Consider the following 21,876-nt stretch of genomic DNA (forward strand, 5'->3'; position numbering starts at 1 on the left):
GAGGCAGGAATGTGCTAAGCACGGCTTTTATAGTATTAACGTATAAAGGGTTGGCCCTAAGTAGTCATCTTAGATAACTTAGGCCAACCTTTTGATTTGATCCGTAGCAATCGGAAACTATACAACCATGAGCGCAAAGGAGAGCAGAGCAAGAGCATGACAAGCGCGTTAATCGCCATGACAGGCTTATGCTTCGCGCGGAATAAATGAGCGTGAATGGCTCCGATCATCAGGACGACAAAAAGGGTAGCAGCATATTTCAAAATTTCCGGTATCCACAAGGCAGCAATTACTCCAATTACCCTGGCTAACTCTAAGAGAGCCGTCATGTTCATGAACCACATCGGGTATTGATAGTCGTTCCAATGTTGAACCATGGATTTCGTACGCAGTAACTTAATAGACGCCGAGAAGGCAAACATGCATGATAATATGATTTGAATGATAATTATAAGGGTATTCAAATACTCCACCCTCCTTTATTTGAACAGTAAACAGCACTTACAATACAGTATAATTTGGTGAATCCTTATGTTATGTAGTCCAGACTACAATGTGGAATAGGAGAGGATGGAGTTGCTTGGATAAGGTCAAATATTTGACCAGAATCAATCTCTTTCATGATTTGAATAGGGAGCAATTACAGCAGCTTGAATCAGTGACGCCTAGATGCTCGAGCTCATGGCCTATGGAAGCGCTAAAAAGCGGCTGCTTTACTTGCTGTATAAGCTTTCTTTGAAGTTTGGCGCTCCTCAATCGGCAGTCGAGGGCCAAGATACCCAGTGGGTTTGCCTGGAAGTAAAGCTTACCCATCAGGAGTTGGCCAGCATTCGTAAAACCGTGACGGAATTGCTAAGCGACTTTGCTGCGGAAGGCATTGTGAATAAGGAGGGCCTGCGAAAATCTTTGTGGGTTCATACGGAACGCTTGAAAGAGGCTTTGGACCTGTGAGCAAAAAAATATAAGCAACCCGGCCCGGATGAATAGGACATCAATACATCGGTATAGGGACAAGATTGTGTACGAGAAGAAGTTCCAACAGCATCGCTTCCATAAAAGAATTGAGCAGGGTATTGCCGTTCTTGCCGAACGCGACGAAGGTGGTGGAGCAGTTCCTGGATGAGATTATAGAAAAAAGCCTTCGAACGTTCCAAACGGCCAAGAGGGACGGAGCATTACTCTGCGGAGAAGCAGGCAGGTAGTCAAAAACGTGCTCGTCGGCGCCTTGGGCAGAACGAAACGAAGTAAGCTAGAAGCATCGCTAATGAATCGTTTGACCATGTTCCGCTACAGCAGATTACTGAACACCACCAGCTTCCCCAAATTGATTATGTAAGTGACTCGTTGCCGACTATCTCCTCGATGAGGCATTCTACGCTAATTATAGAGCGCATTATCCAGTCTGAATCTTTACTCTCCTTTTTTATAAGAAAGAACCTCACGACAAAATGATGGAGAAAAGTTGTTTCTTTATCTTCTTTTTAGATATTAATGCTTGTCTTATGAAATAATTACTGGTAACATAAGGTACAAATGTTTCATGAGGGTTTTTTTTACAAATGAATCCATCAAAAAAGATGAGAATTTTGATATTAGTGGGAATGTGCTTATGTATATTTTTAGTTGTTAATTTCATTTCAAAGGATAGATACGGAGTTATAACAGATAGTCAGATAGGTAATGTGGTTGCTGAAGAAAAGATAACTCTTCTAGCAGAGGAGCGATTAAATCACCGTAATAAGCCTATCGCTCTGTTGTTCTATGAAAAAGATAATCTGATTGGAGCATATGATGTAACAAATAAAAATGGTAACATACACTATCTGAAGGCTATCACAGTAGAAAAAAGAAATGAAATGCCAATACAATTTATAGGTGCACAAGGTGAATTTGCTTATGTCATGGTGTCCATAAATGACAAAGACATTTTAAAAAACGCAGAAATATTAACGGTTACGTTTGGTGATAATGTGTCATATTCTAAAGAAGTTAGTCTCCAGGATGGAAATTATATCATAGTACATGAAAATCCTTTGAAAGAAAAGCGTATGGTTCAGAACATTAACATTGATGTCTATAATAGTAGTGGACAGGTTATATATAGAAAGAAAGTAGGTATATATGCATTCTAGTTCTAACTGATATAAAAAGTCATATTGAAAATGTAATATTTACAAATTGTTTAGATACATATATCTTCTATTCTAGAGAAAAGTCTCAATTCATTTTGATTAGCTGGCCAGCTTTCAAATAAACATCTATGAATATCTTCCTCACAAACCCACCATAAGAATATCAGAAAATGGTCCTACAATATTAGGTATTACAGAAAATAATATCAGAAAGGAGTAGAAAACAATAAAATGAAAAAGTTTCTTCGGACATTTGCTATTGCTTCCGTACTTATAATGGGGATTTCTAGCAACACCTTTGCAGCTCAATCTAATTCAGATTTATTAGGTGTACGAGGAGGTTGGAGTGAAGATGGAGGCTACTTCATTAATGTTCCAACTGGTTCTTATAACCTCTTAGCTTCTTCTAAACCCGAGAGTCATAAAGCAACAAAGGAATATCAGTATGCCGGGAAAAATGTTCTCGCAACAAAAGTCATTGGAGAAACCGAATGGGAAGGTGTATATCACTATACCCGAGCAAGATTTGAATCCGTATTCGATGGAACTCCTTATGCAGATAGTGATCGTCAATGGGGAAATGATAAGACGAGAGCTGAAAGTGACTGGTACATTGCAGATTTTGCAATAGCAAAGACATATTACGGCAACGAATAGTAATAAAGGAGTTAACGAGAGAGATAATCATTAGATTGTCTCTCTCTATTAAATGATATGAAATATTCATACATCCGTCCTAAACATGATGTTACGTATTATACATGGCTTTTATTATTTAATGTTGTTTGTTTTTTTGTTTTTTTTGGTATTGCCTATTTAGATGATGTAAATATGATTAATAATGGATATGTGAATAAGAATTCAGTTACGTTTCGAATGGAAGCTATAAAGCAGCCTATAAAAGAGAGTTCTCATCACTTCATATTGTTTCAATACAGAACAAGTGTGCCTACAGTGAAGCATGTGTGGATCAACGGAAAGATCAAACTTCCGCCTATTAAGGAAAGCCACCTTGCTGATGAGTTAAACCAAAATGGAGACGTAGCCATAATAGGTGAAAGTGTCAAAATAGATCAAATACCTTCTGGTTATCAATTCATCGGATATTTTGATACACCTGACTCCTATAAGTTACAAACTGAAATATGGTTGTTATCAAAACAATTAGACATAGATCTAAGCAATGGAACACAATTTATCCTAAATACCCCAAGTCATCATACAGAAGAAATTATGAGGGAAATTACAAACAATAATACAGTGAAAATTATAAATAAGGAAAAATATGGTTCATATGCATTGAAGTCCAATCAATTTGCAACTGTAGTGGGATATGTGACTATTTTTTTTATAACGATCCTATTTGTAATCGTAAGTATAGCGTGGTTAAGTAAAGAAAGCAGTTTAATATCCATCCTATATTTATCAGGATATTCTATCCGTAAAATTTGCAGCGTAATCATAAAGTATAAAGTTCTCCCCTATATCTTTTTCTCTGTCATTTTAATTATCATCAGTGTCATTGTGCAGAGTATTATGATTCCATTATGGAGTACGGCATGGATTTTATATTCCACGTATATGATAATACTATATTCTCTCATTTTATTATGGATTAGTTATACATACGGAATCTTATATTCGGTAAGAAGAGGCGGTAAGAAATGGTGAGAGTACTACAGACGATTTTCAAACAAAATAAGTTATGGAGTTTCATAAACATATTGGCTGCAATCGTTTACTTTTGTGTAGTTCTGGTGCTAGTCGTAAATATAGACCAATCTAACCTTGAAGTAAATGCTGTAAATCATTTCAAAAATAAAAATTTATATCAAATATCAGATAACTTATACGGCGAAACAGAAACCATGTTTTTTTCGGAAAAGAACAGTGTCGATATATTAAATGACTTCGTCACTGGTTTAGCTGTAAACTTCGAATCTGAATATTATAAGGCAACTTGGCAACCCATTGGGATTTCAAATTTTAAAGGTGACGTTATTTTCGATGCTTACTATGAAAGTGGAAGTAATAAGTCTCCCTATGTTGTGAATAATAAATCGTATAAAGATATAAAATCAATACAACTAAACTCTAATGTATTTGATATGAATCAGGTTCAAATCAGTGTAGGGAAAAAATTCGATAATGATGATTATATATTTGACAAATATAACAATAATATTCCAGTAATTTTAGGTTCAGAGTTAGATGGAGTGTACCAACTTGGTGAGACATTAGATATTTTATATTATAGAAAAGAATTTAAAGGAGAGATTATTGGATTTTTGGATTCATCACAAAAAATTATGACAACTAAAGAGCCAGAGACTATATTGGATAGGTATATTATTCTTCCCATCATGAGATTCACAGAAGTGCCTGCCATTACAAAAGAAAATAAAATATTTGTTATAGCATCATTATTAAGCCAGACAAACGGGAGAATCGTTACGGATGCAACTCCACTCGAAATCCGAAAAAAATTAGATGAAATTGCTACTAAAGCTAATTTTAAAGAGTTTTCAGTCATTGGAGCAAATGGTATAGCCATAAACTCCATAGTGAGGATGACGGAAACAAATAGGAGCACGCTATTTGTTTGTGTGATTGCAATATTTACGATTTCAACCATTCTCTTTATGTATACAACAGCAATAACAATAAGAAAAAACGTAGAGACCTATAAAGTGTTATTAATTAGTGGATTCAGTTTAGAACAAATCTATAAAATGGTAGGGTATAAGTTAATACTAACTAGTGTTGTTGGGAGTATCTTACCAATCATACCATTATTATTTATTGTTCAAAATCCTTTTAATTTACTGTTAAACTATCTATTTGCAGTTCTTATATCTTCGCTATTGATGCTAGTTATTATCACCATGTTTACAAGAAGAACCTTCAATCGTATAGATATTGTGCAAAAATTGAAAGGATGATTATATTTGAATATGGTTTTATTGCAGAACATAAAGAAAGAATATAAAGGCACGAGAATCTTCGAAAATGTTCATTTGACAGTTTTGAGAGGACAATCTATTGCAATAAGAGGAAAGAGCGGGGTTGGGAAAAGCACACTGCTAAATATAATTGCTGGGTTAGAGAAACCAACATCGGGAAGCTATGTTTTCAATGAATTGGATATGAGCGGGCATAGTCTAAATGATTTGAGTAAGGTTCGAGGAGAAAAGATTGGATATATATCTCAGTTTAGTCCGATGATCCCTAATTTGACAGTATTGGATAATATCCGTGTGCCCTTATGGTTTGATCATAAAGCGCAAAGTAAAAGTGTCGAAAAACAGATTGAAGAATATAGTCAAATATTCGAAATCAAGCATCTTCTCCCTAAAAAAATAGAAATGTTGTCAGGGGGAGAAATTCAACGGGTTGGGGTCATTCGTTCTTTAATCCGTAATCCAGAATTAATTGTTGCAGATGAGCCAACAGGGGCTTTAGATGACGAGACCGCATGTACAGTGCTGAATTCTCTTAATAGTTTGAAATCACAAGGAATTTCTATACTAATCGCAACGCATAGCAGCATAGTAGCGGAACATTGCGATCAAGTGTACCGCTTAACGAAACACGGTTTGTTACCAGAAGCTACGTAGAATGGTGCAAAGCACGCTGTCTTCAAGAGCGAAGGCGAATCTAAAAGAAAGCATCGGACTACTCAATCCACTCTGCCGCTGCACCATGTTGCCTCAGTAGGCCGAAATTAATCAAAGGAAAGTTTTCCAGGGCAGACATTAATTCGCTCGAACCGGAATCAGTACGTGTAAGGGCTTCTTATTGAGTGCAATAGAGCGCGGTATTTCCCTTAACACAAACAGCATCAAGCACGAATTTCGGCATTGAGCCACATTTTATTCCAATTAAATGTAAAATGTTAGGATATACTTCCCTTTTTTTGATTCCTGATAAAAAGTCAACTTTCACAGAGCCAAGGCCGGATAGCCGAAGACAGAGCCCGGACGTTCAAAATTTGAAAGAGCATCGATAAAGCTCAATTCGAGAAGCTAATCCGTGAAAGACCCGAACTTGCATTGAAATCTATCGAAATCTTATCTGCGCGGCTAAAAGAAGTGGAAGAGATGCTCGAGCTCATGGCCTATGGAAGCGCTAGAAAGCGGCTGTTTTACTTGTTGTATAAGCTTTCTTTGAAGTTTAGTGCTCATGGTAGGAGTACTACAGTGTTACACAAGTGGTACAAGAGCTGTAGTCGTGATACTTTTTATATAGAAGTCGTAAACCGTGGTATTCCATAATTGGACCACGGTTTTTCTCATTCAGACTGATACGGCTTGCGCTGTATCCTTGGATATCACTTCTTGTGTGAGATTGCCTTGTAAGGATGTATATGGATATAATTGAGCCATCTATACTAGAGTATTGCATGAGCGAAACCGTAAGGGCACTAACAATTCCAGACAGATTCATAGCAAAACGGATGTAAGGAAAAGAAGATGAGGGAGGATGCATGAAAAGGATCATCATTTTGCTGCTGGTAGCGTCAATACTTACACTAGGATGCACCCCAAAAAAATCAGATGATGCGGATGCTGCCAGTGAAACTCTTAAGATTATGTACTTTGACGAAAAGACCTTTTATAAGGAGTATGGAATGCTGTTCGCTTCGAAATATCCAAATATTGAAGTTGAAGTGATTCCGACAATTGGGGCATTGGACCGGGATAAAGATCCTGTTACTGAAATGCGAAAATACATCCATGAAAAGAATCCTGATGTGCTTATGCTAGATCCAACTGCATACGAACAGTTTGCAAATGAAGGCATGTTATATAATTTGGATGCGTTGATAAAGCAAGATAACTTTGACTTAAACGGTATATTGCCACAATCTATTGGCCTAATCAAAGGACTAAGCAACGGAGAATTATTTGGATTGACCCCTTTCTTTAACAGTATGGCGGTTTTTTATAATAAGGATTTGTTTGATCAATTTCACATACCCTATCCAGAAGATCAAATGAGCATAGAGCGTTTTTTTGAAATCATCCATTTATTTACCAATCAGCATACTGATGATGTACAGATTTACGGTACTGATAACAAGTTCAATAACAATTTCTTTCGGTTTATAGAATTGTACGGAAGCTCCTTGGGATTAAGATTAGTAGATAAGAAAGAACAGAAAGTCACCTTCAATACAGAAGCCTGGACAAGGTTTGTAGATAGTACAATAAGAAATGCGAGAAATGGAGCTATCTACACAGGAGAAAGACAGCCATCGGAAGTTCAAACTTATGAAGAGTCTTTGTTCAGTGAGCCGTTTATAGCTGGTAAAGTAGCTATGACCCTAGAATATTATACTTTTGTAAATCAGTTAAATGAAGCGAAGCAGCTTTCAAAAAACAACTCGTTACCGAATTGGGACGTGGTTACGTTTCCAGTAGACATGACCTCACCCGATACCACGAGTTCTGCAAATCCCGGAATTATATTTTCCATTCATAGTAAAGCCTCTAACACCAAAGCAGCATGGAAATTTATAAAGTATATTCATAGTGATGAATATGCAAAAGCAATTTCGAGAGCATCAAAAAATTTGATGCATGTTAGAACGAAGTACATTCAAAATGATGAAGGGCGTCATATGGAAGCTTTTTATAAATTAAAATGGAACCCGGTCTCGACTGGATACAGTAAGATTCCATCTGAGTTTTGGCCGAAGTTTAGAGACATGGCAGCGTTAGAAATATCTCAAGTGTTAGAAGGGAATATCAGTACAGAAGCAGCTTTAAAACGAATAGAGGACCAAGGGAATGAATTGATAAAGTTGGAGCTGCAAAAAAACTGACTCAGATGTTCCTTCTACACGTATCCTTTGAAGACGCAGGTGACAGCGGTAACAAAGCAATGAAAATTTGTTTACGATCTCTTAGAAAGGGCAGATGGATACCAACCATCTAATTAGTTCTAATGAATAGACTTGTTGAAATATGTAAGTATCTAACCGCTTTAGGTGTAATCATCTTTGGAGCATGGGCTGTCTTTATAAAAGGAAATAAAGCCATATACTTGGGCTTCATGACACTATGCATGTCTCTGCATGTTTTCTCTCAGGCATTCGATTTGCAGGTAAGGGAGAAAAATAGAGTACAGGCAGTCACTTCATTTATAGTGGGTGCTTTAATATTAATCATTTCAATGCTTATTATTTTTGATATCATGAACTGGTAAAGTTGGAGCTGCAAAAAACAACATGCCCTAGCCTTGAAAGCAGGGCATGTTGTTTTTCCTGCGTCCACAAAATAATGAGGCGAAATGGAACGAAAAGTGTTATTATGGAATATAAGTAAATTATTTTGCCGCTCTAACGACAAGTCGTCATTCCTTGGCGCTCCTTTCGTCCTCCTCACTTAACTCCTTGAATTTCAAAATAGCTCTGCGGAATGCGCCAGGGACAGGCACTCCCAACTTAATTCCGTTCTCTAATATGCTGATAAGACCGTTAGCAATATAAAAATAAGTGACTGCGTCTTGAAAGTAATGCGTCTGGCCCAAAACAATATCCATATGATGCGCGATGGCAATCAACAGAAACATAAAGATTGTTCTTGCAATGCCGATCATGCCTGCCCTGTTATGCAGTTCGCCTCTTACTTTCGATATGACTATCCCCGCAATAGAATCGATGACAACAATGACAGTGAGTACCTGCAATAGAGAATTCCATTGGCCATATAACATGCTGATGCCGCCTTCTGTGACTGCTGCCATACACTTCAAAAAGCTCTCCATACTGCAAACCTCCCTTTTTAGTAGGATGTACACATATAGGAGATAAGACAGAGCGATCTACAACCTTCCGCGAGGTTTGAAGTATGATCATATAAATGGTTGTAAAAACATTCAATATATTTCCTTAATTTATGAGTAAATGATAATCGTGGAGGTGATTAGGATGTCTTCTGTGCCTACTTATCGACATTATCAACAGGAGTTAAAGAGGATCGCATGGAGACTTCAGTATCGTGCCAGAGTAAAGCAAAATCGGGAAATGGCTTTGAAAATTGAAATTGTAATTGGCTCAAGCTTCTCAGAGCAATCGGATTCCAATCTATTTATTCATGAGCTGCTAAGCTCCCTTACATCCAACAAGGCCAGGCATATTATGAGCGAAATATATATTCACGACAAAAGCGAAAAGGAAGTGGCGCTAGACATGAAATTAACCCAACAGGGGGTGAATAAATGGAAAAGGAATTCCCTCAAAACGTTATCACAGAAACTGAATTCCTGGAGTTGATTCAGAGGGCACAGGACGATGACAAGGAGGCCATGTTGCAGATAATCGAGCTCTACGAACAGGAGATGATCGATCTTAGCCGCTACATTAAAATGCCGAAGGAAGATGCGCTGCAGGCCATGACAACCGGATTAATCGAACTCATTAAAAGGGGAAAAGCGAATGTATAATTGGATGTGATAGGGCCTTCAGCTGACGTTGGAGGCCTTTGTTTATGATTAAGGAATGTTTAAGCTCTGTGAAGCGATAAAAAACCTACCTCTAAACGCGGTCACTCATCATGGGAAGTCTCCTTTGATAGAGGTTTTTTTATAACTAGGTGTGTGTCTGATCTCTTTGTGATTTAACTAGAGCGTGTCTTCAAACCTAATTTAGCCATAAAAGATAGAGGCCAGCGATAAAAGGCCGCAAAGGAACAGGCCAGCTTTTCATAGCGAGTAGCCAGTCTGCGATAATGTTTGAGTTTGTTGAATTTTGCAGCGTTTTCGGCTGGTAATAACGGCGACTGCTTGCTGCTCCTCAATGAGTTCCAGAACGTTGTTCATGTCGTAACCTCGGTCGGCAATCACGGCCTTGCCGGTGAAATCCATATCTTGAAGCATTTCATACCCTTTGACACAGTTGTGACAATTGCCGGCGGTCAGTTCAAAGCGCAGCGGATTTCCCAGCGCGTCTATAGCTGTATGTATTTTGATCGTTATTCTGCCTCTGGAGCGTACGATCGCCTGCAATTGCTGCCCACTTTTGCCCCGCTCCGTGCTGGTGAACACGAACTATGGTGGCATCGATCATGATATTTTCGAAGTCGGGGGATATAGAGACGTGCTCCAGAACATGATCCCGAACGCCAGCTATTTGCTAGCGGCGAAAACGGGTATACATGGTCTTCCATGAGCCATAATGGTCAGGCAAATCCCGCCAAGGCGCACCGGACCGGGCCACCTATAACATGGCGTTTAGCATCATTCGATTGTCCCTGGCTTTTCGTCCGCCTTGGGAGGTTCGTTCCAGCGGTAGTAGATCTTTGATTCGCTCCCATTGATCATCGCGTATTTCGTATCGCCATCTCATACGCTAAGTTCACCATGTTTTGGATCGTTTTTATAGTTTGAAGACACGCTCTAGTAAAAATCCTATTTCACGCTAATACGGACGGGCATCAACAAGCTTTGTGAAGCTTCCAGTATTGACCCTGATAGATTTGCAACAATGAAGGAGGTGGTAATGTATGATTCATTTGTTCTGGTCCATAAGCATCTTATGGGGAATGCGAGCAAGTCGGTGTGGCAGCTAAGGCAGTCAGGGAACAATTGCTTGTTCTGGTACTATGGGAAGCCTACACACTTTTGAATGGACATGTCTCATTGGAGTGGCTTGAGGAAGTGCGGGCGATTATCGACGTAACACCTCCTGAATCTTAGTTGTATGGGAGAGCGAAACATTTGTGTATAGATTCAGAAAGAGTATTTCAAATTTCTCTTGTTTCTCCAGAAGAGATAGATTTTATGAAGCAAATTATTAAGAGAAGTCGAAAATATAAAAGTGAGCTTAAAATCGAACTGGACTCGAAAGAACCACGTAAGGCAAAACTCAAAGATTAATGTCATCAGCATGTTTAGGAGGAATATATGGTGGCTACGGTTCTAAAGTCTCTTCTGGTCACGCTAACAGTATACTGAGGCTCTTTTTTGTGTTATTTTTCTCTGTTCTGTCTTGGAATGCATAATAGTGCCTTTACATTCAGGCGTGAAATTTATATTATTCAATATAGGAATAACTAGTTATTACTGGAATTTGTATAAAAATATAACAATCACTACGCTAGGAGGCGGCACTGTGATGAGAGAAGGGCATGAACGGGATGATCTTTTTATTAATGAATTATGCGATACATATTTCAAGCCGGTATATAAATATTGTAAAAAATTAATCAAATCGCAACCGGAACTGATGGACTTTGCCGATGAATGTACGCAAAATACCTTTCTCGAAGCGAGAAAGCAAATCTCGAAGTTAAAAAGGCACCCTAATGTGGAAGGATGGCTATTCACTACGGCAAGGAATTTTATTAACCTTTCATTTCGGGCCATGTATATCAGAAAGAGGCGCGAGGTTATCATTACGGATGATATCAATTACCGATTAGAGTTGCAGGATAATGAAATCGATCAGCTTGTCGAAAATGCGGTCGATGTGGATGAATTGTATCATAAAGTGTTAATGAAGTTGAGTTCGAGCGAATACGAACTGTATACGGATTATTATTTAAAGAAAATGTCAATCGCGGAGCTGACCCGGAAATATAATGTTTCGGCTAACGCGATAACGACAAGAATTTACCGGATTAATAAGAAAATCAGAAGCATCGTTCAGACTCTTGTGGTGAGTCTGGATATCTGACAAAGCCCTGCAAATCATCAATCCGCCGCTATTCAGGGGGGGATACAATAGTTCAATCGCAATGGGGCAACCCCATTGCGATTGAAAATAGATTCATCCGACTTCCGTCAAATAATCGATTGCAACCCAACCAGAAGCATTATGTTTGTAGCTATATACATTTATCCAGGCATAGCCGTCCGCGTATACAGGATCTTGACGGCCTCCGTTTACCATATCACCCTTATTAAGCAAGCCAAGCACTGTCCCGGATAATGAAGGCTTGCTTCGTAATCTAACTCCATTTTCCTTTATTTCATACGTGGCACTTAGAAGGACCAATCCGCCATCGGCGGTTACAGCATGCTGCTGATTACTCACATTGGCAGGAGGATTACTTTCTGCTGCATATGCACCTTGGGCCATAACTGCCATACAAGCGATTGCCAATGAGAAGCTCGCAACTTTTTTGAACATTTGAACAACAACTCCTTTTATATGATAATGGGTTCCATTTTCTATGATTGCGAGGGTCAATATCAGAGAGAGAATATGATGAGAATGACTGTCTGGCCAGGTGATCGGATGCGGAACATATCTCTACCTCCTTTACATCGTTTTGGGTTCGCGATTGACTGGAAGGATGAGATATAACCCTTCATCAATAACATTGCATATGAATTCCTAAATTACATAAAAATTATGAACAATTTTCAAAAAAAGATTATTTATGGATGTAAGGCGCATTTTATAGGGAGGGGAGGTATTTTATGCATCATTTTATTTCCAATATTATGGACTAAGGATATACTTAGGGGGACAAGCTAGCGTATATGGAGGGTAACGAGTTAGGCGAAACCGTTTTGAGACCTTTCAATACGGCATCACCTAACACTATATTCGTGCTGCAAGTGAAAGCAATTTCTTAATAGATAAGATTTTTAAGGGAGAAATTAAAGTTTTTCTGTATCAAACATTTTGTAGCTATGTTAAGAATGAAGTCAACTGTACAGATTGTTCATTCAACGGGGGGCACTAAGTTGGTTAACATAAACATTCTTAACGGATTATCCTTTTTTGGGGCGGTTGAATTACTTCTTGAAGAAGGATACTGCGAAGAAAGCGTCATTGAGAAGGAACATGAAGAGTTCGATAAATTGTTTCTGTATCCCTATACACTCTATGATCACAATAAAAAAATCGTAGACGAAATCTTCCGTGCGGAGTATTGCATGAAAGATGAAGATGGTGAGTTTGAGGATTACAAAAGCTTCTGGACCAGGTTATGAACATAACACGAACGGAAATTTCATTCCTAATACGTTATGTGCAATTCCTGGATGAAAATTACGGCTCTTCGCTCTACTGGGATGGGTAAAAGCACAGTTGCTAGTTTCATAACCCTTCCGCCGTTAAGGTAGCCTCAGTAGTGATGAAAAATGCGCCACATTCTCGTATCGTGTTCCCTAAGCTCACGGGCTGCTGCATTGACTGGCATCACTGCCATCAATCGCATCGCCCATGCTTCAAAACGCCATGTAAAATGAGACAGCGCCCGAGCCCATTTTACTGGCACTTGCGTCACCTTGTTGCACGATCTGCATTTTACTCGTGGTAATCTGGCATGCATGAAGGTCTTCCAATTCCAGAAGTCGAGGTGTCTCCATTGCTTCTTCTCGGTATCATATGCCTTACAAGCAGATCCGCACAAGGGACAGGCGAATGTGCTTCCTCGCTCGAAGTCGATGTACAAGCTATGTTGAACATATTCATAATCAGTTGGTCATTACTACTTATCGAACTCCACATCAAATACCATCTCGCCCTATTAATTGTCTTAATGAGCAGTATCGTCAACATTTCTATTTAGCAGACATTACCCATGAACTATAGCGAGGAAGCGATATTTTATCGTATGAAGACCTTGGTTCAGTTAAGTTGAACTGAGGTCTTATTTTATGTGTTTTACTACTTTTCTTATTTTACTACTTTGACTTCTGCATCAAGTTTCTTAGGAATGGCCTGGGGGCTTATTTTTATGTCTTTAAAACATTGCTGAGCATACTTTTTATGCCACGGTTTTTCCAGAATTTGATTGACTAGAGGGGAGTCATATGTTAGTTTATTAATTGATAATGATTATCATTTTCATATAATAAATCATGGATTTCATAAGCTGCTCATGGTTTATAACCAAAAGGAGGTTCCTCGTGCTTTCAAAAGAAGAGCTGCAGACAGACAATAGCTTGTTCACGCCGGGCCGGAATCGAAAAACGAACTTGATGGAGATCAGAGAATTCATGGATCAGCATTATAACGAACCGCTTTGTATTGGACAGCTGGCCCAGATGGCGAATATCAGTCCCAAATATTTTGTCGATCTCTTCAAGAAAACATATGGGCAAAGCGCCATGGATTACTTGACGGATCTGCGCATCAATCGCGCCAAACGTTATTTGGCAGAATCCGGAGAGCGACTGCGGGATATCGCCTTGAAGGTGGGATATAAGGACGAGTTTTACTTTAGCCGCAAATTCAAGAAGGAGGTTGGTGTGTCCCCGTCTGATTTTGTGAAGAACTCCAGGCGGCGCATAGCCGCGTGCTCCTCTTCGGTTACAGGACAGCTGCTTGCTCTGGATGTCATGCCGACGGCAGCGCCGCTAGATCCGAAGTGGACGCCCTATTACTATAATGCCTATCGTACGGAGATTAAGTCCCATCTGAAGCTTACCGATCCCTATACCAATTGGACATTCGAAGTGAATCTGAACAGGCTGGTTCAGGCTCGTCCCGATGCCATTATCGGAACCGCTCAGCTGTACCCTCTCGATAAGAAAAAATTGATGGACATTGCGCCTTCTCTCATTGTTCCGACGGACGCCGGTTGGCGAGACCAGCTGCGGATAATTGCCCGATTTTTGGATAGGGAAGATAAGGCGGAGCAATGGATACAACGATATGAACAGAGGGTTCAGTCTGCTCGGACGCAGATTGACGAAGTGCTGGGACAGGACAAAATGTTAGCCTTGCGCATCTATGGACATAGCATCCATATCTATGGGAACCGCGGGTTAGAGGACGTGCTCTACCAAGACCTGAAGCTCGAGGCAGCGTGCCGGAGAGACACGTCCTGCAGCCTGCAGCTGACATTGGAGCAAGTGGCAGAGCTTAGCCCCGACAGGATTCTTGTATTGGTGTGCCCTGAGGCATCATCCCGGGCATACTGGCTGGCGCTGCAGCATTCAGCCGAGTGGCGTCAGCTGAAAGCAGTAAAAAACAGACATGTATACCCCATTACCTCCGATCCGTGGTTCGAATATTCGGCAGTTGCCATCATGCGGATGCTGGATGAAGCGCTGCTTCTGTTTACAGGAAATTGTCCAAATGGTTTTCTGGATAACGGCTATGGTGAATCCTTCGCCACATGATTTATACTCAAGCCAATTGAGAATTATTATCACAGGAGGAGATATACCGTGTTAGAACGTCGCGTTAATTTAAAGTCTGGCTTTACAGCCCGAATTTCAGCATTGCTATGCTGTGTTCTTATCGTAAGCTTGCTGACGGCCTGCGGCTCCAAGGTGGAGAGCAGCGCCACATCGTCTGGACAGCAAGGTTCAACTGCAACAACCTCTGAAGTGTCCGCAGCGGGGGAACAAAGCGCGGAAACATCCGGTGAGCGGACGGTAACTGTAACAGACGAGCTTGGCCATGAAATCAAAATTCCTGCTGAACCAAAGAACATTTTCGCTCCCAATCTGGAGGACTCTCTGCTCAAGCTGGGCGTAAAGCCAGTAGCTCAATGGTCCAACGGCAATAGGGGACACGACTATCTGCAAGAGGAATTGAAGGATGTGCCGAAGCTTGACCTCTCGGGAGGACTGCCCTCGCCGGAGGTGTTAATGACCTATAATCCCGATCTGATTATTCTGCACACTGAGACCTATGCCCAAAATGGCAACTATGAGAACTACTCCAAGATTGCGCCAACCTATGTGTTCAAAAGCGCTTCCGGAAATATTGAGAAGTCGCTCGCCACAATCGGGGAGCTGCTCGGCAAATCTGCTGAAGCCGACAATGCGCTGCAGGCTTATCAGCAAAAAGTGAATGATGCCAAGGAAAAGCTGAACAAAGCGGTTGGAGAAAAAAAGGTGGCGATTATTCGCTTCGCAACCAAAGGCGTCAGCCTTATGGGCGGCAAATACTTGTGCGGTTATGTTGTGCATCAGGATCTGGGGCTCGGCATGTCCAAGCTCGTGGAAAATGAGAACAGCGCCAATATGTCCATGGAGATACTTCCGGAATTGGACGCAGACTATATTTTTGTCATTAATGCCTACGATCAAGGGACTGAGCGCATGAAAGAGATGATCGAAAGTCCTATCTGGAAAAACATGCCCGCCGCCAAGCAAGGCCATGTGTATGAAGTTAGCAATAAATATTGGCTTGGCAGCGGCCTGATCGCTTACGAGAAAATTATTGACGATACAATTCGGCTGCTGGCCCAATAAACGGGGGGATTAGATGAAACCGAACATAACTACACTCAATCATATCTCGCGCCGCAGGGTCGACATTCCCCGTGCGGAGCAATGGATGATGCGTTCGCGTGCAGAGAACCGCATGTATCGGCTTATAGTGGCGCAGCCTGAGGGAGCGCCTCCTCCCTCAGGCTATCCGATCATCTATTTGCTAGATGGTAATTCCGTCTTCGGAACGATGGCGGAGGCGGTGCGCCTGCAGTGCCGCCGGCCGGATAAGACGGGAGTGATGCCTGCGATAATTGTAGGCATCGGCTATGAGACGGATGGTCCGTATGCGCCGGATCGCTTTTACGATTACACGCCAGTTCCAACTACCGAATACCGCCACAAGTCCGACGGCACAGCTCTGCCTGAGCAAGGCGGAGCAGCGGCGTTCCTCCAATTCATCGAGGAGGAGCTGAAGCCGCAGATAGAAAGCGAGTTCCAGATCGACCGCAATCGGCAGACGATTTTTGGGCATTCTCTCGGCGGTCTGTTCACGTTGTATGCGTTGTTTACTAAGCCGGGCGCATTTCAGTACTATATCGCAGGCAGTCCATCCATCCATTGGAACAAGCAATATTTGCTTGAACAGGAACAGAAATTTACAGCCCGCGTGAAGGAGGAGCCTGTCAACGTTCAACTGCTGCTTGGTGTAGGAGAGCTGGAGAAAAGTCACGTCTCCCGCAATTGCGACAGCGCAAGGGAGCTCTCGGAACGCCTATCCGTTCTCTCTAGTCATGGAGTGGGAGCAGTATACAAAGAATTTGAAGATGAAGGCCATGTATCGGTGCTGCCGATTCTGATCAGCCGAGCCTTGCGATTTGCTTTAAATCCAGAGAAATAAAGAGGGGTTGAAAAGGTGGATAGTGCAGGAATCAGGGGAAAAGTCGCTTTGGTCACAGGCGCTGCTCAAGGCATTGGGGAAGCGGTGGCACAGGCACTTGCCGGGCTTGGGGCCATCGTTGCGGCAGTGGATCGGAATGCCGCTGGCCTTAGCGGTGTCGTCGCTGACCTAAGTGCCAGCAGTCTCCATGCTGTGGCATACCCGGCAGACGTGGGTGACAGCTCTGCCGTTGATGAAGTGGTGGAACGGATCGAACGTGAACTGGGTCCCATTGAAATTGTTGTCAATGTGGCTGGTCTGCTGCGAACAGGGCCCATCGAATCGCTCAGCGATGAGGATTGGAAGGCGACCTTCGCCGTTAACGTCAACGGCGTGTTCTATGTGTCCCGTTCTATAGTAAGGCGCATGGCGCTCCGCAATTCAGGTTCGATCGTGACCGTGGGATCGAATGCTTCCGGGGTGCCGCGCGCGCAGATGTCGGCTTATGCGGCTTCGAAGGCTGCGGCTACTATGTTCACCAAATGTCTGGGGCTAGAGTACGCCCGGCACAATATCCGCTGCAACATCGTGTCGCCTGGCTCCACGGACACGGCTATGCAGCGGGCGCTATGGAGCAGTGAGGACGGAGCTCAGGCTGTCATCGCAGGCTCGCCGGAGGCGTTCCGCTTGGGAATACCGCTTGGGAAGCTGGCCATGCCCTCCGATATTACCGATGCAGTGGTCTTTCTCGTATCCGACCGGGCGCGGCATATTACGATGCATGACTTGTGCGTCGACGGCGGTGCAACTTTGGGATGTTGATACATAGAAGGGAGATGGTAGAAATGTTGAAGTGTGATGCTGCTCCTGCAGCGTCTGCCACACAGCTGCTGGAACAATATCGGACGGGATCGTCCTTCTTTTTCTCTTCACCAAGACGGACCCTGCTGGCACAGGGACAATGGGCGCGGTGGCACGCTCAAGAGCAGGATGAAGGGATTAGCCTGACGCGCCGCGTTGCCGACCTTCTGGCCGCGGCTAGACAAGCCGGGCATGAGGTGCCGGTTGTTGCAGGAGCGATTCCTTTTGATGTTACGAAGCCTGCACAGCTTATCGTGCCGAACGCTATCCAGTGGGCAGGGCCTCTGAGCTTCGAGCCGGGCATTCAGATGGAACAGCCAGTAGCGTCAGCATGTGAGATGCGTGCGATTCCGGAGCCGGAAAAATATGAGGATGGCGTGAACCAAGTGTTGGCTCGTTTTAGCGCAGGCGCGCTTCAGAAGGTGGTGCTGTCAAGAACGCTGCACATTACGTCGCCGCAAGCTGTCGATGTCCATCAGCTGCTGCGCAATTTGGCCTATCACAATACCCATGGTTATACCTTTGCCGTCAATCTGGCGGCAGAGAGAGAGGAATGCGCAGCGGATGCGCACGAAGGGCCCCGAACGCTCATTGGAGCCAGCCCGGAGCTGCTCGTCACGAAGACAGGATTGCAGATTAAAGCCAATCCGTTGGCAGGCTCCGCGGCCCGCAGCGATGATCCCATCGAGGATAAGCGGCGGGCGGCTGCACTGCTGGCCTCCGCTAAGGACAGATATGAGCATGAAGTGGTCATCGATGCTGTCGTGGCCGCGCTTCGTCCATATTGCAAAAAATTAGATGTTCCCACTGGACCATCGCTTGTGCAGACGAAGACGATGTGGCATCTCTCCACCGAAATAACCGGGGAGCTTGCCGATGTCTCGGTCTCATCGCTTGAGCTCGCAATGGCGCTGCATCCGACGCCTGCCATCTGTGGAACGCCTACGGATCTGGCCCGCGACGTTATTCATGAGATTGAGCCATTCGATCGGGAGTTCTATACGGGAACGGTCGGCTGGTGCGATGCGAATGGCGACGGAGAGTGGGCCGTCACGATTCGCTGTGCAGAGGCGGAAGGACGGTCGCTGCGTCTATTCGCTGGAGCGGGAATCGTTGCTGGTTCGAACGCGGCTGCCGAGCTTGCAGAGACTTCAGCCAAGTTCCGCACGCTGTTGCTTGCCATGGGGCTGAATCAACAACAACTATCGATGACGCGGGAGGGATGATTAATGCTGCCAGGATGCCCAACATGGCCTAAGGAATTGGCCGATCGCTATCGCAAGGAAGGATGTTGGCGGGGAGAGACATTCGGTGACATGCTGCGGCTGCGCGCCGCGGCTCACGGGGAGCGCATTGCCATCGTCAGCGGCGATCAGCGGATGAGCTATGCGGAGCTTGACGCCAGAGCAGACCGTCTCGCTGCCGGATTCCGCAAATTGGGAATTCAGCCGCAGGATCGGGTTATTGTCCAGTTGCCCAATATCCCGCAATTCTTTGAAGCTATCTTTGCGCTGTTCCGCTTAGGAGCGCTGCCTGTCTTCTCCCTGCCGGTGCACCGCAAGAGCGAGATCGCCTATTTATGCGAGTTCACCGAAGCGGTGGCTTACATTATCCCTGATACAGAGTCGGGATTTGATTACCGGGAGCTTGCTGAACAGGTGAAGGAGGCTGCTCCAGCCTTGCGTCACGTCATTGTGGCGGGAGACCCGGGGAAGTTTGCGGCGCTGGGCAACTTGTATGCCGACCCCGTAAGCGGAATGGAGGGGCCAAGCCCTGGCGATGTCGCTTTTCTCCAGCTGTCTGGCGGGACGACTGGGCTCCCGAAGCTGATTCCCCGGACGCACGATGACTACATTTACAGCTTGCGGGTAAGCGCGGAGATCTGCTCCTTGAATGAGAATAGCTCATATTTGGCGGTGCTCCCTGTAGCCCACAACTACCCGCTTAGCTCGCCTGGCGTGCTCGGGACGCTATATGCCGGCGGCAGAGTCGTTCTTGCGCGCGGAGCAAGCCCGGACGAGGCGTTCCCTCTCATCGCGAAGGAGCGCGTCACGATTACGGCCGTAGTGCCGCCGCTGGCATTGATCTGGCTCGACGCGGCGGCATCTCGCCGTTACGACCTGTCCCATCTTCAGGTGCTGCAGGTCGGCGGAGCCAAGTTCAGCGCGGAGGCGGCCAAGCGGGTAAGCGCGGCGATGGGCTGCACCCTGCAGCAGGTTTACGGGATGGCGGAAGGGCTGGTCAATTACACCAGACTGGATGATCCGGAAGAGATTATTGTGAACACGCAAGGCAGACCGATGTCGCCATATGATGAAGTCCGGTTGGTGGACGATGATGATTGTGAAGTCGCCTCCGGCGAAGTGGGACATCTGCTGACACGCGGGCCTTATACCATTCGCGGCTATTACAAGGCCGAGAAGCATAATGCCAAGGCGTTCACGACAGATGGATTTTACCGTACAGGCGACCTCGCCAGATTGACCACAGCTGGTTATCTGGTCATTGAGGGCCGCGATAAAGACCAAATTAACCGCGGCGGAGACAAGGTGGCGGCTGAGGAGGTAGAGAATCACCTCCTCGCTCATCCCGGGGTGCACGATGCAGCGGTGGTAGCGATGCCGGACGAGTTCCTCGGCGAGCGCACGTGCGCATTCGTTGTTCCTTATCATTCCTCGTCGCTGACAGATGCTGAGCTCAAAGCCTTTCTTAGAGAACGCGGGCTAGCGGCTTACAAAATCCCTGATCGGGTGGAGTTCGTGGATTCGTTCCCCCAGACAGGGGTAGGCAAGGTGAGTAAAAAGACACTGCGCGAACTCATTGCCAAGAAGCAGAAGTCTCTAGCTAACGTACCAAAATAATGCTGAAAAGAGGAGATATTATGGCTCTTCCATCCATTCTTCCTTATCCGATGCCTGTGGAGTCCGATCTGCCGGCGAACAAGGTGGCTTGGACACCTGATCCAAGACGTGCCGTTCTTCTTATTCATGATATGCAGCAATACTTCCTCGACGCCTTCAATGTTGACGAATCGCCTGTCGTAGATCTGCTGGCGAACATCCGGAAGCTCCGTGTTCATTGCGCTGATCTCGGAATACCTGTTGTGTACTCGGCGCAGCCTGGCGGACAGAACCCCGAGCAGCGCGGATTGCTGCAGGATTTCTGGGGTCCGGGCATTGACGATGGGCCTTATCAGAAAAAGTTTGTGGAAGAGGTTGCTCCCAGCGAGCACGATATTGTGATGACCAAGTGGCGTTACAGCGCATTTCAGAAGACCGATCTGCTGGACATGATGCGGCAGCGCGGCCGGGATCAGCTGATGGTATGCGGTATTTACGCCCATATTGGATGCCTGCTAACCTCATGCGAAGCATTCATGCAGGATGTGCAGCCCTTCTTCATCGCCGATGCGGTAGCTGATTTTTCTGCGGAGAAGCATCGGATGGCTCTCACTTATGCGGCCGAACGGTGCGCGGTCACGATAACGACGCAGCGTCTCGTTGATGAACTGGGGTATTCGCAGGCTGCAACGCCTGAAGCAGCGTCTAAAATTGCATCTGAATTTGAATCTACACCTCAAGCTGCGCCTGAGGCTGATCGCTGGCCGTTGACGCAGCAATCCGTGCGTGAGGAAGTGGCAGGACTTCTGCAGGAACAGCCATCCAAGATTGCGGATAATGACAACCTGATTATGTTGTGGGGACTGGATTCCATCCGGATTATGAGCCTGGTGGAGCGGTGGCGCCGCAGCGGGGCCGCGGTGAGCTTCGTGGAACTGGCCGAGCAGCCTACATTGGCTGACTGGTGGAAGCTGTTATCTTCAAGGCTGAGCAAAACCTTGCCCAACTATGATTATTTTACTGTATAGAAGGAGGT

Annotated in this window: 25 protein-coding genes and 2 pseudogenes; 20 read left to right on the forward strand and 7 right to left on the reverse strand. The window is 44.3% G+C overall.

Annotation, left to right across the window (positions count from 1 at the left end):
* Positions 1–56: 56 nt before the first annotated feature.
* Complete coding sequence (locus tag M3650_RS22040; RefSeq protein ID WP_251577829.1) at positions 57–464, reverse strand: DoxX family protein; 408 nt, start codon at positions 462–464, stop codon at positions 57–59.
* Positions 465–669: 205 nt separating this feature from the next.
* On the opposite strand from M3650_RS22040, the gene M3650_RS22045 reads away from it, so the two are divergent.
* The 10 genes and pseudogenes from M3650_RS22045 to M3650_RS22090 all read left to right on the forward strand — a co-directional run bounded on the left by M3650_RS22045 (position 670) and on the right by M3650_RS22090 (position 8,342).
* Complete coding sequence (locus M3650_RS22045; RefSeq protein WP_251577831.1) at positions 670–951, forward strand: helix-turn-helix domain-containing protein; 282 nt, start codon at positions 670–672, stop codon at positions 949–951.
* 110 nt (positions 952–1,061) lie between these two features.
* Positions 1,062–1,202: a hypothetical protein gene (locus M3650_RS33210; RefSeq protein ID WP_483311780.1), complete on the forward strand. Its 141-nt coding sequence runs from the start codon at positions 1,062–1,064 to the stop codon at positions 1,200–1,202.
* Between the two features lie 357 nt (positions 1,203–1,559).
* Complete coding sequence (locus tag M3650_RS22055) at positions 1,560–2,132, forward strand: hypothetical protein (protein WP_251577833.1); 573 nt, start codon at positions 1,560–1,562, stop codon at positions 2,130–2,132.
* A 231-nt stretch (positions 2,133–2,363) separates the two neighbouring features.
* A complete protein-coding gene (locus M3650_RS22060) occupies positions 2,364–2,789 on the forward strand; it encodes a hypothetical protein (protein WP_251577835.1) in 426 nt (141 codons plus the stop codon).
* A 219-nt stretch (positions 2,790–3,008) separates the two neighbouring features.
* Positions 3,009–3,803, forward strand: a complete 795-nt coding sequence (locus M3650_RS22065; protein WP_251577837.1) for a hypothetical protein — start codon at positions 3,009–3,011, stop codon at positions 3,801–3,803.
* A 53-nt stretch (positions 3,804–3,856) separates the two neighbouring features.
* Complete coding sequence (locus tag M3650_RS22070) at positions 3,857–5,074, forward strand: ABC transporter ATP-binding protein (protein ID WP_251577839.1); 1,218 nt, start codon at positions 3,857–3,859, stop codon at positions 5,072–5,074.
* A gap of 12 nt (positions 5,075–5,086) precedes the next feature.
* Complete coding sequence (locus tag M3650_RS22075) at positions 5,087–5,749, forward strand: ABC transporter ATP-binding protein (RefSeq protein ID WP_251577942.1); 663 nt, start codon at positions 5,087–5,089, stop codon at positions 5,747–5,749.
* A gap of 381 nt (positions 5,750–6,130) precedes the next feature.
* Positions 6,131–6,307, forward strand: a pseudogene (locus M3650_RS22080) (Crp/Fnr family transcriptional regulator); the annotation flags it as partial.
* A 311-nt stretch (positions 6,308–6,618) separates the two neighbouring features.
* Positions 6,619–7,959: an ABC transporter substrate-binding protein gene (locus tag M3650_RS22085; RefSeq protein WP_251577841.1), complete on the forward strand. Its 1,341-nt coding sequence runs from the start codon at positions 6,619–6,621 to the stop codon at positions 7,957–7,959.
* Between the two features lie 122 nt (positions 7,960–8,081).
* A complete protein-coding gene (locus M3650_RS22090) occupies positions 8,082–8,342 on the forward strand; it encodes a hypothetical protein (protein WP_251577843.1) in 261 nt (86 codons plus the stop codon).
* A gap of 147 nt (positions 8,343–8,489) precedes the next feature.
* Here M3650_RS22090 and M3650_RS22095 read toward each other — a convergent pair whose 3' ends face one another.
* Positions 8,490–8,903: a phage holin family protein gene (locus tag M3650_RS22095; protein ID WP_251577845.1), complete on the reverse strand. Its 414-nt coding sequence runs from the start codon at positions 8,901–8,903 to the stop codon at positions 8,490–8,492.
* 453 nt (positions 8,904–9,356) lie between these two features.
* On the opposite strand from M3650_RS22095, the gene M3650_RS22100 reads away from it, so the two are divergent.
* Complete coding sequence (locus M3650_RS22100; RefSeq protein WP_026010831.1) at positions 9,357–9,581, forward strand: helix-turn-helix domain-containing protein; 225 nt, start codon at positions 9,357–9,359, stop codon at positions 9,579–9,581.
* 258 nt (positions 9,582–9,839) lie between these two features.
* Here M3650_RS22100 and M3650_RS33215 read toward each other — a convergent pair whose 3' ends face one another.
* Positions 9,840–10,181 (reverse strand): transposase, encoded by a 342-nt coding sequence (locus tag M3650_RS33215; RefSeq protein WP_483311778.1) that lies wholly within the window; start codon positions 10,179–10,181, stop codon positions 9,840–9,842.
* 88 nt (positions 10,182–10,269) lie between these two features.
* Entirely contained in the window at positions 10,270–10,353 is an 84-nt protein-coding gene (locus tag M3650_RS33220) for a transposase (RefSeq protein WP_083858700.1), read from the reverse strand.
* Between the two features lie 897 nt (positions 10,354–11,250).
* On the opposite strand from M3650_RS33220, the gene M3650_RS22110 reads away from it, so the two are divergent.
* Positions 11,251–11,811 (forward strand): RNA polymerase sigma factor, encoded by a 561-nt coding sequence (locus tag M3650_RS22110; RefSeq protein ID WP_251577847.1) that lies wholly within the window; start codon positions 11,251–11,253, stop codon positions 11,809–11,811.
* A 93-nt stretch (positions 11,812–11,904) separates the two neighbouring features.
* Here M3650_RS22110 and M3650_RS22115 read toward each other — a convergent pair whose 3' ends face one another.
* Entirely contained in the window at positions 11,905–12,267 is a 363-nt protein-coding gene (locus M3650_RS22115; RefSeq protein ID WP_251577849.1) for an SH3 domain-containing protein, read from the reverse strand.
* A gap of 518 nt (positions 12,268–12,785) precedes the next feature.
* On the opposite strand from M3650_RS22115, the gene M3650_RS22120 reads away from it, so the two are divergent.
* Positions 12,786–13,079 carry a hypothetical protein gene (locus M3650_RS22120; protein WP_251577851.1) on the forward strand — a complete coding sequence of 98 codons (294 nt, stop codon included), beginning with the start codon at positions 12,786–12,788 and terminating at the stop codon, positions 13,077–13,079.
* A 134-nt stretch (positions 13,080–13,213) separates the two neighbouring features.
* Here the strand turns inward: M3650_RS22120 and M3650_RS22125 are convergent, their stop codons facing one another.
* Together M3650_RS22125 and M3650_RS32740 are read right to left on the reverse strand one after the other, a co-directional pair.
* Complete coding sequence (locus M3650_RS22125) at positions 13,214–13,366, reverse strand: helix-turn-helix domain-containing protein (RefSeq protein WP_251577853.1); 153 nt, start codon at positions 13,364–13,366, stop codon at positions 13,214–13,216.
* Positions 13,367–13,393: 27 nt separating this feature from the next.
* Positions 13,394–13,543, reverse strand: a pseudogene (locus M3650_RS32740) (transposase family protein); the annotation flags it as partial.
* Between the two features lie 457 nt (positions 13,544–14,000).
* Between M3650_RS32740 and M3650_RS22130 the strand changes: the two are divergent.
* The 7 genes from M3650_RS22130 to M3650_RS22160 are packed head-to-tail and all read left to right on the forward strand — an operon-like array spanning position 14,001 to position 21,868.
* Positions 14,001–15,218 carry an ABC transporter substrate-binding protein gene (locus M3650_RS22130; protein WP_251577856.1) on the forward strand — a complete coding sequence of 406 codons (1,218 nt, stop codon included), beginning with the start codon at positions 14,001–14,003 and terminating at the stop codon, positions 15,216–15,218.
* 48 nt (positions 15,219–15,266) lie between these two features.
* On the forward strand, positions 15,267–16,301 hold the full coding sequence (locus M3650_RS22135; RefSeq protein WP_251577858.1) for an ABC transporter substrate-binding protein: 1,035 nt from the start codon (positions 15,267–15,269) through the stop codon (positions 16,299–16,301).
* A 13-nt stretch (positions 16,302–16,314) separates the two neighbouring features.
* Complete coding sequence (locus tag M3650_RS22140) at positions 16,315–17,160, forward strand: alpha/beta hydrolase (RefSeq protein WP_251577860.1); 846 nt, start codon at positions 16,315–16,317, stop codon at positions 17,158–17,160.
* Between the two features lie 15 nt (positions 17,161–17,175).
* Positions 17,176–17,961 (forward strand): 2,3-dihydro-2,3-dihydroxybenzoate dehydrogenase, encoded by a 786-nt coding sequence (locus M3650_RS22145; RefSeq protein WP_251577862.1) that lies wholly within the window; start codon positions 17,176–17,178, stop codon positions 17,959–17,961.
* A gap of 23 nt (positions 17,962–17,984) precedes the next feature.
* On the forward strand, positions 17,985–19,226 hold the full coding sequence (gene dhbC / locus M3650_RS22150; protein ID WP_251577864.1) for an isochorismate synthase DhbC: 1,242 nt from the start codon (positions 17,985–17,987) through the stop codon (positions 19,224–19,226).
* A 3-nt stretch (positions 19,227–19,229) separates the two neighbouring features.
* Positions 19,230–20,861, forward strand: a complete 1,632-nt coding sequence (locus M3650_RS22155) for a (2,3-dihydroxybenzoyl)adenylate synthase (RefSeq protein WP_251577866.1) — start codon at positions 19,230–19,232, stop codon at positions 20,859–20,861.
* Positions 20,862–20,881: 20 nt separating this feature from the next.
* Positions 20,882–21,868: an isochorismatase gene (locus M3650_RS22160; RefSeq protein WP_251577944.1), complete on the forward strand. Its 987-nt coding sequence runs from the start codon at positions 20,882–20,884 to the stop codon at positions 21,866–21,868.
* The last annotated feature ends 8 nt before the right edge of the window (positions 21,869–21,876 follow it).

Source organism: Paenibacillus sp. MER TA 81-3 (assembly GCF_023713585.1).
Taxonomy (GTDB): Bacteria; Bacillota; Bacilli; order Paenibacillales; family Paenibacillaceae; genus Paenibacillus_B; species Paenibacillus_B profundus.

Excerpts from the sequence above, each read along its gene's own strand:
- M3650_RS22155 (WP_251577866.1), top strand. The coding sequence starts at position 19,230 with ATGCTGCCAGGATGCCCAACATGGCCTAAGGAATTGGCCGATCGCTAT.
- M3650_RS22160 (WP_251577944.1), top strand. The coding sequence starts at position 20,882 with ATGGCTCTTCCATCCATTCTTCCTTATCCGATGCCTGTGGAGTCCGAT.
- M3650_RS22075 (WP_251577942.1), top strand. The coding sequence starts at position 5,087 with ATGGTTTTATTGCAGAACATAAAGAAAGAATATAAAGGCACGAGAATC.
- M3650_RS22090 (WP_251577843.1), top strand. The coding sequence starts at position 8,082 with ATGAATAGACTTGTTGAAATATGTAAGTATCTAACCGCTTTAGGTGTA.
- M3650_RS22140 (WP_251577860.1), top strand. The coding sequence starts at position 16,315 with ATGAAACCGAACATAACTACACTCAATCATATCTCGCGCCGCAGGGTC.
- M3650_RS22045 (WP_251577831.1), top strand. The coding sequence starts at position 670 with ATGCTCGAGCTCATGGCCTATGGAAGCGCTAAAAAGCGGCTGCTTTAC.
- M3650_RS22060 (WP_251577835.1), top strand. The coding sequence starts at position 2,364 with ATGAAAAAGTTTCTTCGGACATTTGCTATTGCTTCCGTACTTATAATG.
- M3650_RS22055 (WP_251577833.1), top strand. The coding sequence starts at position 1,560 with ATGAATCCATCAAAAAAGATGAGAATTTTGATATTAGTGGGAATGTGC.
- M3650_RS22100 (WP_026010831.1), top strand. The coding sequence starts at position 9,357 with ATGGAAAAGGAATTCCCTCAAAACGTTATCACAGAAACTGAATTCCTG.
- M3650_RS22110 (WP_251577847.1), top strand. The coding sequence starts at position 11,251 with ATGAGAGAAGGGCATGAACGGGATGATCTTTTTATTAATGAATTATGC.
- M3650_RS22120 (WP_251577851.1), top strand. The coding sequence starts at position 12,786 with ATGAAGTCAACTGTACAGATTGTTCATTCAACGGGGGGCACTAAGTTG.
- M3650_RS22115 (WP_251577849.1), bottom strand. The coding sequence starts at position 12,267 with ATGTTCAAAAAAGTTGCGAGCTTCTCATTGGCAATCGCTTGTATGGCA.
- M3650_RS22085 (WP_251577841.1), top strand. The coding sequence starts at position 6,619 with ATGAAAAGGATCATCATTTTGCTGCTGGTAGCGTCAATACTTACACTA.
- dhbC (WP_251577864.1), top strand. The coding sequence starts at position 17,985 with ATGTTGAAGTGTGATGCTGCTCCTGCAGCGTCTGCCACACAGCTGCTG.
- M3650_RS22095 (WP_251577845.1), bottom strand. The coding sequence starts at position 8,903 with ATGGAGAGCTTTTTGAAGTGTATGGCAGCAGTCACAGAAGGCGGCATC.
- M3650_RS22065 (WP_251577837.1), top strand. The coding sequence starts at position 3,009 with ATGGAAGCTATAAAGCAGCCTATAAAAGAGAGTTCTCATCACTTCATA.